Consider the following 12,229-nt stretch of genomic DNA (forward strand, 5'->3'; position numbering starts at 1 on the left):
TAAATCAATACCGACTAAGAAGATTGACCGACTATGAAAAATTTTAATGCTTTCCTTCTACCACAATAGCGCCATGGCCATTTCCTTCCAGCTTAATCAATTCATTTTCATGCGGTAGGTTCGACTCCGGAGTTTCAGAGAACGGTATGGTTTGCGGAATGAAATCTTCCTTTGAACCGGGCTTGCTGTAGTCGTACGGCCAGCGGTACACAGCCGGAATTTCACCCGGCCAGTTGCCATGCTTGGGAAAGCGCGGTGTAGTCCACTCCAGTGTAGTGGCATTCCATGGGTTAGCCGGAGCCAGGCGACCGCGGAAAATACTGTAGAAGAAGTTGAAGAGGAAAATGAATTGAGCAGCCAGCGTTAACACAGCCGCCACACTTACCAGTGTATTCAAATCCGTAAAGCCTGAAAACGTTTCGAAGTTGGTGAACGAATAATACCTGCGCGGGAACCCGGCAATACCGATGTAGTGCATGGGGAAGAACACCAGGTAAACGCCAATAAAGGTTACCCAGAAATGGATATACCCCAGCCGGTCGTCCATCATGCGGCCAAACATTTTCGGGAACCAGTGATAGATACCCGCCAACATTCCAAAGAAAGAAGCGCTGCCCATTACCAGGTGGAAGTGCGCTACAACAAAGTACGTATCGTGTAACTGAATATCTACAGCCGAATTGCCGAGAAAAATTCCGGTGATACCACCCGTTAAAAAGAAGGAAACCAAACCAATCGAAAACAACATGGCCGGTGTAAACCGGAGGTTGCCTTTCCACAGGGTGGTAACGTAGTTGAAAATTTTTACTGCCGAAGGCACCGCAATAATCAGCGTAAGCAACATAAAGATGGAGCCGAGGAAGGGGTTCATGCCGGTTACGAACATGTGGTGCGCCCATACAATAAACGAAAGAATGGCGATAAACAGCATCGAACCAATCATGGCTTTGTAACCGAAAATCGGTTTGCGTGAATTGGTAGCAATAATCTCCGAGGTGATACCAAGTGCAGGCAATAACACAATATACACTTCGGGGTGACCGAGGAACCAGAATAAATGCTGGAACAGAATCGGACTGCCGCCCATGTTCGGCAGGGCCTCCCCTCCGATATAGATGTCGGACAGGAAGAAACTGGTACCCAGGCTGCGATCAAAAATCAGCAGCAGGGCAGCCGCAAACAATACCGGGAAAGACAACAACCCGATGATGGCCGTAAAAAAGAAGGCCCAGATAGTAAGCGGCAACCGGGTAAACGACATACCCCGTGTACGCATGTTAATAACGGTGGTGATGTAGTTAATGCCTCCAAGCAAGGTGCTTACAATGAACAGCGCCATGGATACCAGCCAGAGTGTCATACCAAGACCTGAGCCCTGAATAGCCTGCGGGAGTGCGCTTAACGGAGGATAGATGGTCCATCCGCCACCTGCGGGACCTGTGCTGATAAACAGGGAGATGAACATGATAACGCTCGACAGGAAAAAGAACCAGTACGAGAGCATGTTCATAAATCCGGAGGCCATGTCGCGGGCACCGATCTGTAATGGGATGAGGAAATTTGAAAACGTACCGCTCAAACCTGCAGTTAATACAAAAAACACCATGATGGTGCCATGCATCGTTACCAGTGCCAGGTAAAATTCCGGATCCAGCTTACCTTCTGGGGTTATCCAGCCGCCCAACACGGGCTTCAGCCAATCAAGGTTCATATCCGGGAAACCGAGTTGCAGGCGGAAGATTACAGACAGCGTTCCTCCGAGCAGCGCCCAGAAAATACCGGTTATTAAAAATTGCTTGGCAATAATCTTATGATCCTGGCTGAAGATATAATTCGTCCAGAAATTGCCTTCATGATGCTCATGCTCATCGCCATGTGCATCGTGGTGAACGTCTTGATGGGTGTGTATATGCGTTGTTGCCATGTTTAAAAAGTCAGTTAGTTAAAACCCCCTGCGGAAAACGCAGCTTTACTTTCCATTGATACTTTATCGATCAGCATACCGGCCTTAATCATGGCCGATTCCCTTAGGTTTGCAGGCACTTTATCCATGTAGCCTGGGTTTTGCTTCAGCCAGGTTTCCTGCTCCTGTTTCCATTTTTCAAAATCTTCCGGAGTATCTACAACCACAGGCATGCGCATAGAGAAATGGCCTTTTCCGCAAATCTCGGTACAGGCAAGTTCATAGTTAAACTCCGGGTTGCCGGTTTCTTCACGCATTTCTTTTGTGGTTTTGGTTGCCACAAACTTAAAGTGCGTAGGCATACCGGGTACGGCATCCATTTTCACACGGAAGTGGGGCAGAAATACGCTGTGGAGTACATCCTTCGCACGGATTTTCAGCAGCACTTCTTTGCCTTTTGGAAGGTGAAGTTCGAGCGATTTAAAGTCATCAAAACTTTTGTTATCGGTTAAATCCAAACCAAATTCGTTACCGAAATTATCAATCAACTTATAGTTAACGGTGCCTAATGTGTTGTCTTTACCCGGGTAGCGCACCGTCCAGGCAAATTGTTGGGCAACCAATTCCACTACCTCTGCTTCGGCCGAAGCTGGGCTGGTAATATCGTTCCATGCGCGCAAACCGGTAAAAATCAATACGGCCAGCACAATGGCAGGTATGATTGTCCAGGTAAGTTCCAGGTAGTGATTGTCCGGATAAAAGGTTGCTTTGCGCCCCTCTTTATATTGATAGGCATACACAAACACAATCATTACGATGAAGATAATTACAAATGCAGCCACAGAAACACCCATGGTTATCCAGAACAACGTATCGGTTACCACACCGTGTTCGGAAGCCACGGGCAGGTTGTAGGAATCAAAATGAGTGTATGAGTACCAGAAAAACGCTCCCAACCCCAACAGCATAAAAACCACAAACAAGGTGGCATGGATACCATTATTAGCACTTACCTCATCGGCCTTTTTACCTTTAGCAACTCCTACCAGGCTGCTGATGCGGAAGATGAGATACAGGATGGCCAGCGCCAGAATAACACCAACAACAATTATCAAAGACATCATACTACGTTCATTTTAAATATGGTGGTGAAGACTTTCTTCCAACATCGGATGATTTTTCCCAAACAGCGGCATTTTTGATAAACTGCTAAGAGTAATCCATAAAAAGGCGGCCAGGAAAATCAACGCCAGACCGATTTCCAGCAAACCAAGTCCGCCCTGTTCTTTCATTACACCCGGGGTAACCATGTTGTAGAAATCAAACCAGTGGCCGACAATTACAATCGGTGCAACGACTTTTAACATCGACATGTGCCGTTTGGCATCTCTCGTCATTAACAACAAAAACGGCAACAGAAAGTTTAAAATCAGGTTTGCAAAAAATATCCAGCTATACGGGCTGGTCGTCATGCGCTCAATAAAGTACACGGTTTCTTCGGGAATGTGTGCGTAATAGATAAGCAGGAACTGACCAAACCAGATGTACGTCCAGAAAACGGAAAATGCAAAAATAAATTTACCCAGATCGTGCAGGTGGTTGGCATTAACAATCTTCAGGTAGCCGGCTTCTTTAAGGTAAACAACAATCAATGTAATAAGTGCCAAACCCGTTACCCACCAGCTGGCAAACACATACCAGCCAAACATGGTGCTGAACCAGTGAGTGTCAATACTCATCACCCAATCCCAGGCAGCCACCGAAGAGCTTACCGCAAAAAACACCAGGAACCAGGCCGATATGCTGCGGTTCTTTGTCCAGTAGGTTGTACCTCCGTTAATATCTTCGGCCATCATATTCTTCTTAATCATGATGAAGAACCAGTACCACATGGCAAAAAAAATGATCATGCGGGCCAGAAAGAAGATGGGCATGCCACCCGCTTCACCGGGCCAGAAAAAGTAGGGCGCCTTGCCGGCTATAATTTCATCGAATGTAGCCGGATTGGCTTCATCATACAGATAACTGTGTGTCCAGTGGAAAATGTCGTGATGGGTAACAAACCAGAGAACAAGCGTTAACACACCGGCAATGGGCAACCAATGCCCCATGGCAAGCGGAATGCGCTTAACCCCGGCCGACCAGCCGGCTTGTGCGGCATATTGGATGCACACAAAAAACAATCCGATGATACCCAGGCCCACAAAATAAACATTGTTCATCCATAATGAGGTGTACAGGCGTTTCAGCCAGGGCGCGGTTTCATGGTGTTCAGCCTGTCCTTCGCCCGATGCCTCAGGGTTCAGGCTTGCTACCATCTGTTCTGTTTGCACAGATGAATGCCCACCGCTGTGCTGTTCGTCATGCCCGCCCGACATGGCAGCCCATAAGCCGATGACGAGCAGCAGCACACCTGCTGCCATTACAATAAGCAATTGCTTTTTTGCTCCGGGCTGGAAGGTATAGCGTTCTTCAGTTATTGTTGTATGACCCATTTTCTACCAGTTTCAAAGTTTACTTCTGCAATGTTTTTACGTAACGGGCTATCTTCCACCGATCTTCAGGACTAATCTGCGAGCCGTGCGGCATCATCAGGCCTTTGCCCATGGTAATCACATGAAAAATATGTCCTTCGGTAATGTTTTTATAGGCATCTCCTTTCAGGTTTGCCACACCGGCATAAAGGCCGCGCTCAACACCATCCACTACCGTACCGGTGGCTACTTTACCATCGGCTTCGCCTTTGGCACCGTGGCAGTGGTCGCAATAAATTTCATAGAGCACCTTGCCATCGGCCAGTATAGCTTTTTCATCACCGGTTAAGGGGCTGGGTATTTTTGCCGCCATTTCCAGGCTGTCTTTCGGGATATGATAAGGCATGTAGTTCCGGCTTACCGTATGAGGAGCCGGAAGACGCATATTCATGCGGTGCGGATTAAACTTGTTGGAATTGAAAAATTCGGCATGGCCGTCATCATACTCGATGGAGGTAAGCCAGCGACCGGCATCTTCGTCCGTAATCTGGCTGTAGGGCTCATAAGCCACCGAATGATACATATTGGGTGCATACTCCAGTCCGGGATTATCGCCCCCTGCTTTGCAACCCAACAACAGTACGGCAGTAGTTACTGCAAGTGCTGCGTGGCGTAACGTTTTCAGGATCGTCATATTACTCAAAGCTCTTTTCGTTTACTTCGGATGCTCCGCTTTCTTTTAAAATACGCTTTAATTCGTCTTTACTCTTCGAGGCGTTTACCGCCAGGTCAACGGCCATCACATGCTTATCATCTGTGCTGCGGATGTCGAACTGGCGCGGCCACTTGTACGGTTTCATGTCGCTTACAATCATAAATGTACCCACCATGCCCAGCGCAGAAAGCAACACAGTTAACTCAAAGGTAACCGGAATAAAGGGCGGCAGAGAAGCAAAGTTTTTACCCCCAATGATCATGGGCCAGTCGTAACCGAGCATCCAGATTTGCATAACCAGCGCCAAAATGGTGCCGGTCATACCAAACAGAAAGGCCGCAATAGGCAACCGGGTACGCTTATATCCAAGGGCCTCGTCAATACCGTGTACCGGAAAAGGCGAGTATACCTCCTGGATTTTCACTCCGCTGGAACGCACTTTCCGGATGGCCTCCAGCAGCACGTCCTCGTCATCGTAAATTCCAACTACAAAATGTTTATCGGCATCCATGCTTATTTCTTTTCAGAGGTTGATTTCAAAATACTTTTCACTTCGGCCATGTTGATAACAGGGAAGAATTTGGCAAACAAAAAGAACGCGGTGAAGAAAATACCAAACGTAAAGATGTACTGTCCCACATCATACATGGTCGGGTAAAACATTGTCCAGCTTGACGGAATGTAGTCGCGGTGGATGGAGGTTACGATAATCACAAACCGCTCAAACCACATCCCGATGTTTACAATAATGGAAAGAACAAAAGTGGCCACAATGCTGGTGCGGATTTTCTTAATCCAGAATAACTGGGGCGAAATCACATTACAGGTCATCATCGACCAGTATGCCCAGGCGTACGGGCCCTGCACGCGGTTATAGAAGGCGTACCCTTCATACGGAACACGCGAATACCAGGAGATGAAAAGCTCGGTGATGTACGCGATACCAACAATTGATCCGGTAATAATGATGATGATGTTCATCAACTCAATATGATACACCGTAATATATTGTTCGAGCTTAAACACCTTACGGGTTACCAGCAGCAGGGTTAATACCATGGCAAAGCCGGAGAAGATAGCACCGGCAACGAAGTAAGGCGGAAAGATGGTGGTGTGCCACCCTGGAATAACCGAGGTTGCAAAGTCGAACGATACAATGGTGTGAACCGAAAGCACCAGCGGTGTTGAAAGGCCCGCCAGGATGAGCGCCACCGATTCGTAACGCATCCAGGTTTTGGCTCCGCCCTGCCAGCCGAAACTCAGCGCGTTATAGGCCAGCGCACGGATTTTATTGCCTTGCACAACGGCCCTATCGCGAATTACGGCAAAGTCAGGAATAAGTCCCATGTACCAAAACACGAGTGATACCGTGAAGTATGTTGAGATGGCAAACACGTCCCACAGCAGGGGCGAGTTGAAGTTTACCCACAGCGAACCAAAGGTGTTGGGCAGCGGAAGTGCCCAGTAAAAGCCCAGCCACAAACGGCCCATGTGGAAGCCGGGGAAACTGGCTGCACAAATAACCGCGAAAATAGTCATCGCCTCAGCTGCCCGGTTGATGGACATACGCCAACGCTGACGGAACAACAGCAAGATGGCCGATATCAAGGTACCTGCGTGACCAATACCGACCCACCATACGAAGTTGGTGATATCCCACGCCCAACCTACGGTTTTGTTAAGGCCCCACACCCCGATGCCGTGCCACAGGAGCATCCAGCAGCAGTAGGCACCCCACGACAGCAAAGCCAACGAAACGCCAAAGGCCATCCACCACAGGCGGGTAGGTTTGCCTTCAACCTGGCGGCTGATGTCGTGCGAAACGTCCTTCAGGGTTTTGGTTCCGGTAATTAAGGGTTCGCGTATTGCTGAAACTACTTGCATGTGTTCTTTTCCGTTACTCGTTAATGATTATGCTTTTACTTCTTCTTTATTTCTCACTTTGGTCAGGTACCAGATGTTGGGTTTCACACCCACTTCTTCAAGCACCTGGTACGCTCTCGGGTTACCCGTTTTCTTATCGATACCATAAGGCCTGTTTTCATCGGCCGGGCTAATCTGCAGCAACTTGCTGATGCGGCTTTCCGGATCATTTACATCGCCAAATACAATGGCACCGGTTGAACACGCAGCCTGGCAGGCTGTAATTATTTCTCCATCCTTAAGGGGCCGCTTTTCTTTTTTGGCCTGCAGTTTTCCCTGCTGGATACGTTGTACGCAGAAAGAACATTTTTCCATTACCCCGCGCGAACGAACCGTTACGTCAGGATTGAGCACCATTTTACCCAGCGAAGTATTCATAGCCGGATTAACCTGTTCAAACTGCCGGTTGTCGTGATACTTGAACCAGTTGAACCGCCTTACTTTATACGGGCAGTTGTTGGCGCAATAACGTGTTCCGATACAACGGTTATACGTCATCTGGTTTAAACCTTCGGTGCTATGGGTGGTAGCAGCCACCGGGCACACCGTTTCGCACGGAGCATTGTTGCAATGCTGGCACAGCATGGGCTGAAATACCACTTCCGGATTTTCGGCCGCTTTTTCCAGGCCTTTCAGATCATGCACATCGGCATTGGTGCTGTAGTAGCGGTCAATACGCAGCCAGTGCATTTCCCTGCGGTTGATTACTTCCTGGCGACCCACCAGGTGTACGTTGTTCTCTACATTACAGGCCACCACACACGCACCACAACCAATACAGGTGTTCAGATCAATGGCCATGCCCCAGTGGTGGTTTTTGTAATCGTGGCCTTTCCACATTGAAAGCCTGCCCGGTTCCACTTTATGATTCGGATCCTTCCAGGTAGCCACTTTGGGCCGGTACCTGCCGGCACCCGCATCATTTTTAAATTCAGTAAGAACGGTTTCCTGAATAACCGTTGCCCGCTTCATGTAGGTTTGATTGGTTTGCGTGGTGGCAAGCCAATAGCGTTCATCCAGCATCTGCAGGGTTGCCCCGGTAGCAACAAACGACCATGACCCGTTAACAACCGCAGCAAACGGATATGCATTAACGCCAATACCATCAGCCACTTTGCCGGCACGGGTACGACCATACCCCAGGGGTATGCCGATAGTTCCGGGTGTTTGACCGGGCTGTACCAGCACCGGTAGTTTTACTGTTTTACCGTTTGCCGTAATGCTGGCGTATTTTGTTTTTGCTTCGGAGAAATTGATTTCTTTAGCATCGGCCGGTGATACGGTAACGTAGTGTTCCCACACGGCTTTGGTTATCGGGTCGGGCAGTTCCTGCAACAACGGATTGTTAGCCTGCGAGCCATTGCCTACCGTTCCGTTTTCATATACAAACAACTCGATACCACCTGATTTGACTGCTGCAATGGCGTTGGCTGCACCTTCTACATTTCCCGCAAACGATACACTTGCTGATTCTACAGGAAGTTCAAGCACGCCATCATACAGGCACTTATCCCACCAGGCCCGCAGGTTACCGCCCTTAAAGAACCAGGTCTTCCAGTTGCTTTTCAGAATTTCATAATAATCCACGTTGGTTTCGCCTGCCCAGATGAGCAAACTCTCCTGTGCGGCTCGGGTTTTAAATATCGGGCTGATGGCCGGCTGGGCTATACTAAAGTGATTTTTCTTCGGCTCAGCATCGTTCCATGCTTCCAGATAATGGTGATCGGGGGCAAGGTATTCACACTCAACACCGGTTTCGTCTTCTTTATAAGTAGTGGAGACTTTTAATCCGACCTTTTTAAGAGCGCCCGTCAGCTTTTCTCCCAGCGGGTGATCATACACCGGGTTGCAGTTATAGAAAATTACACCGGCTACATTACCCGCATCGGCATCATTGATGAAGTTGAGCATCGCCTCATCATTTCCCTGCCTGTAGTTAACCGGGATATGCGGCAGTATAGTTGAGCCGTAGTTGCCGAGCATATCGTTAATGGAATTAACCACCACCTGCACGGACTTGTTGTTTGAGCCTGCCACTACCAGCGATTTACCGCGGTTCTCCCAAAGTTCATCGGCTGCTTTGGCCAGGTACGGCTTGTCAATTCCACCGGTAACGCTGCTCCGGCCGGCCTTGGCGGCCAGTAAATTATACAGTTGCACTACCACGGCTCCCTCTTCCGAAGGTTTAATCTGAACGCGGTGGTCGGCATTGGCCCCGGTAAGCGTCATGCCTGCTTCGAAATGGTAATGGCGCGACATGTCGCGTTTCTCCTCACTCACTTCGCGGGTCTGGGCATACTGCTTGGTAAACTCAATGGGCGAGAGCCAGGTACACAAAAAGTCGGCCGCCACACTTACAATCACATTAGCTTTGCTGAAATCGTACGAGGGAATCATGGCTTTGCCAAACGATTCCTCATTGGCTTTCAGCATACCGTACATCGACACCTGGTCGTACTGAATATGCTCGGTGGTGGGGTATTTTGCTTTAAATTTTTCAATAACTGCTTTGGTGGAAGGGCTCAGCACCGTGTTGCTTACAATGGCAATCTTGCCGTTGCTTACTCGGATAGCGCCCAGTTTATCCATCACCATCTGGTCGAGTACCTCCCACGAGGCGCTTTTTGTTTCGCCTACACGGGGTCCGCGAAGGCGGGAATTATCGTATAACGAAAGTACAGATGCCTCTACCTGGGCACTGGTTCCTCCTTTGGTTACGCCTGAAAGTTTATTGCCATCAACTTTTATGGGCCGTCCCTCGCGCACCTTTACAACAATGCTGCAGTAATCGCCACCATTAGTATAGGTTGAGGCATAGTAGTTCGGCAAACTGGGGTCAACATCCAGCGGTTTGTCTACATACGGGATGGCTTTGCGAACAGGCGCTTCGCAGGCCGCCAGCGAAACCGCGGCCACACCAAAACCCATCATCTTTAAAAAGTCTCTGCGGCTGTGGCCCAGATCATCTTCCGGGGCGGGCGGTTGTCCGAACTCGTTATGCGCATGCTTAACAAATTCAGGCGCGTTGCTTAGTTCATCCAGTCCTTTCCAATATACCTTCGTAGCTTTTTCTTCCATTTGTATATAGCGAAGCGTTAAAAATGTAGAACTCTAAACAATTAATAATGGCACTTGGCACATTCAAGGCCGCCAATATCCTCCACTTTCATCGGCTGCTTGCTGGCCGCATTGTGCAGTTCAACCAGCTTATCGTAGTAGGCGTTACCTTTTGAATTTACATCGGTTTTCCGGTGGCAGTCAATGCACCAGCCCATCGTTAAAAGCGAGTATTGCTTAACCACATCCATAGTTTCGATAGGACCGTGGCAGGTTTGGCACTCTATGCCGCCAACCACTACATGCTGGGCATGGTTAAAATAGGCCAGGTCGGGGAGGTTATGAATGCGCACCCATTCGATGGGTTTTTGATTAGGGCCGTAGGTTTTTGTTTCGGGCTGCCAGTCGGCCGCAGCCCAAAGTTTCTGTATCTGAGGTGACTCTGTTTTTACTGCACTATGGCAGTTCATACAAATATTAACCGAAGGAATGGTGGCACTCTTTCCTTTAAGCGTACCCACGTGGCAATACTTGCAATCAATTTCGTAAGCACCGGCATGAAGTTTATGTGAAAAGGCAATAGGTTGCTTAGGGGCATAACCCTGTTGAATACCAATTGAGTATAAACCGTTGATTACTGCTTTAAAACCCAACGAGGCCACAATAAAGACAACCAGAAAAGCAAAACCAGGACTACGGGTAATGCTGCCAATGGTGATGGGCGAATGAACAATTTCGCGGTCTTCTTCACTTAATGTTTTTTGATACAAGAAGCGTTTCAGGGCCGACACCAGGAAACCAAGAATAACAACCAACAGAACCAGGATGATAACCATGCCGATAAGAATGGCATTGAGGTACGCAGCCGGTACCCCCTGACCCCCGCCATCAGTTGAAGTTGCCGGGGCGGTGGCAGCAACCGGTGGACCTTTTTTGGTTTCGTCCTGCACATAGGCCAAAATGGCCATAATCTGTTCGTCTTTCAGGCCGGTAAAGGCCGTCATTTGGGTTTTTCCGTAATCATTATAGAGTTTAACAGCATATTCATCGCCACTGGCGATTACAGCCGCTGAGTTGCGGATAAATGCCTTAATCCAATCAATGGAGGGAGCACGGTTGTAAACATTTTCAAGAGCCGGGCCCACCAGTTTCTGGTGTACGCGATGACAGGTTTTGCAATTGGCATTAAATAATGATTCGCCCTCGGCAATGATTGCCGCATCAGTTGGTATATCCTGAGCGGTGGTAGGCGATAAGGAAAAAACGAGAATGAGCGCAATGATGACTTTTGAAAATAGTGGCGGAAAGAATTTTATCATGATAGGTTTAGTATCCGTTTTACATCAAAGGTGCACAAATCTACTACCCGAAGGGGTTTTTTCAAATTTATTTTACCGTGCTGCTTCATTTATTTAAACCGGCTTTTTACGAAGTTCAGGGGCTGATAAAACCCGTGTAGTGTTACAGTAAACTACTTAAACAAAATTATTTAGAACTAATATAAACAGTTTCAAAAAACTTCGAAAATGACCCCGTTTGAATATGTTATTGTTTTGATTTCCATCATCCTCGGACTGGGGATTACAGTTATTCTTTCCGGGGTGGCCGGACTCATCAGGCAATGGCGGAAGATGGCTGTGTACTGGCCTTACCTGATTTGGGTTGTCTTAGTTTTTGTCATGCACATACATGAATGGTGGAACATGTATGCCTAGCGCACCATGCAAGATTGGGATTTACCCGCTTTCCTTTTTATTATCCTTTACCCAATACTGCTGTTCATTTTGGCAAACCTGCTGTTCCCCGCGCAGTGGCGTAAGAAGAATCTGGATATGAAAATTTATTACTTCCGGATGTATCCGAAATTTTTTCTTACGGCACTGGCACTCATTGCTACAGCAGTGGCCAGCGATTTGATTATAGCCGGACGACCCGTAAGGGAACAAGTACTTAAAGTTGTACTATTTATCATCTTGTTAATTATGTACGTAAGCAAACCTAAAAGTTCCTGGGCACATAGTGTACTTGCACTTTTTCTGCTTACGGTGATGATAGCCAGCCTGATATTGCTAAGCGATGAATTGGTGATCAGGTAAAGGGTACATTTTTTGTCAAAAAAGCCCTAAATATTACATACGGGTTACAAATTCTTAACAC

Annotated in this window: 10 protein-coding genes; 2 read left to right on the forward strand and 8 right to left on the reverse strand. The window is 47.9% G+C overall.

Translation table 11 applies throughout. The annotated features are described in order from the left end of the window. Positions 1-43: 43 nt before the first annotated feature. From HRU69_14745 to HRU69_14780, 8 genes are read right to left on the reverse strand one after another with little or no spacing between them, the layout of a single operon-like run. Positions 44-1,924 carry a cbb3-type cytochrome c oxidase subunit I gene (locus HRU69_14745; GenBank protein ID QOI98662.1) on the reverse strand — a complete coding sequence of 627 codons (1,881 nt, stop codon included), beginning with the start codon at positions 1,922-1,924 and terminating at the stop codon, positions 44-46. A 14-nt stretch (positions 1,925-1,938) separates the two neighbouring features. Further along, positions 1,939-3,027 carry a cytochrome c oxidase subunit II gene (locus tag HRU69_14750; GenBank protein QOI98663.1) on the reverse strand — a complete coding sequence of 363 codons (1,089 nt, stop codon included), beginning with the start codon at positions 3,025-3,027 and terminating at the stop codon, positions 1,939-1,941. 12 nt (positions 3,028-3,039) lie between these two features. Then, positions 3,040-4,398, reverse strand: coding sequence for a quinol:cytochrome C oxidoreductase (locus HRU69_14755; GenBank protein QOI98664.1), 1,359 nt, complete (start codon positions 4,396-4,398; stop codon positions 3,040-3,042). A 19-nt stretch (positions 4,399-4,417) separates the two neighbouring features. Further along, on the reverse strand, positions 4,418-5,071 hold the full coding sequence (locus tag HRU69_14760; protein ID QOI98665.1) for a cytochrome c: 654 nt from the start codon (positions 5,069-5,071) through the stop codon (positions 4,418-4,420). A gap of 1 nt (position 5,072) precedes the next feature. Beyond that, positions 5,073-5,603, reverse strand: a complete 531-nt coding sequence (locus tag HRU69_14765) for a DUF3341 domain-containing protein (GenBank protein QOI98666.1) — start codon at positions 5,601-5,603, stop codon at positions 5,073-5,075. A 2-nt stretch (positions 5,604-5,605) separates the two neighbouring features. After that, positions 5,606-6,976, reverse strand: a complete 1,371-nt coding sequence (gene nrfD / locus HRU69_14770; protein ID QOI98667.1) for a polysulfide reductase NrfD — start codon at positions 6,974-6,976, stop codon at positions 5,606-5,608. Positions 6,977-7,003: 27 nt separating this feature from the next. After that, a complete protein-coding gene (locus HRU69_14775; protein QOI98668.1) occupies positions 7,004-10,093 on the reverse strand; it encodes a TAT-variant-translocated molybdopterin oxidoreductase in 3,090 nt (1,029 codons plus the stop codon). 41 nt (positions 10,094-10,134) lie between these two features. After that, entirely contained in the window at positions 10,135-11,391 is a 1,257-nt protein-coding gene (locus HRU69_14780) for a c-type cytochrome (GenBank protein QOI98669.1), read from the reverse strand. A gap of 207 nt (positions 11,392-11,598) precedes the next feature. Here HRU69_14780 and HRU69_14785 point away from each other — a divergent pair, with 207 nt between their 5' ends. Then, entirely contained in the window at positions 11,599-11,787 is a 189-nt protein-coding gene (locus tag HRU69_14785) for a hypothetical protein (protein ID QOI98670.1), read from the forward strand. Between the two features lie 6 nt (positions 11,788-11,793). Beyond that, positions 11,794-12,168, forward strand: a complete 375-nt coding sequence (locus tag HRU69_14790; protein QOI98671.1) for a hypothetical protein — start codon at positions 11,794-11,796, stop codon at positions 12,166-12,168. Positions 12,169-12,229 lie beyond the last annotated feature (61 nt).

It is taken from the genome of Flammeovirgaceae bacterium (assembly GCA_015180985.1).
Taxonomy (GTDB): Bacteria; Bacteroidota; Bacteroidia; order Cytophagales; family Cyclobacteriaceae; genus UBA2336.

Coding starts and splice junctions, on each gene's coding strand:
- HRU69_14790 (QOI98671.1), top strand. CDS start 11,794: ATGCAAGATTGGGATTTACCCGCTTTCCTTTTTATTATCCTTTACCCA.
- HRU69_14775 (QOI98668.1), bottom strand. CDS start 10,093: ATGGAAGAAAAAGCTACGAAGGTATATTGGAAAGGACTGGATGAACTA.
- HRU69_14765 (QOI98666.1), bottom strand. CDS start 5,603: ATGGATGCCGATAAACATTTTGTAGTTGGAATTTACGATGACGAGGAC.
- HRU69_14780 (QOI98669.1), bottom strand. CDS start 11,391: ATGATAAAATTCTTTCCGCCACTATTTTCAAAAGTCATCATTGCGCTC.
- HRU69_14760 (QOI98665.1), bottom strand. CDS start 5,071: ATGACGATCCTGAAAACGTTACGCCACGCAGCACTTGCAGTAACTACT.
- HRU69_14745 (QOI98662.1), bottom strand. CDS start 1,924: ATGGCAACAACGCATATACACACCCATCAAGACGTTCACCACGATGCA.
- HRU69_14785 (QOI98670.1), top strand. CDS start 11,599: ATGACCCCGTTTGAATATGTTATTGTTTTGATTTCCATCATCCTCGGA.
- HRU69_14750 (QOI98663.1), bottom strand. CDS start 3,027: ATGATGTCTTTGATAATTGTTGTTGGTGTTATTCTGGCGCTGGCCATC.
- nrfD (QOI98667.1), bottom strand. CDS start 6,976: ATGCAAGTAGTTTCAGCAATACGCGAACCCTTAATTACCGGAACCAAA.
- HRU69_14755 (QOI98664.1), bottom strand. CDS start 4,398: ATGGGTCATACAACAATAACTGAAGAACGCTATACCTTCCAGCCCGGA.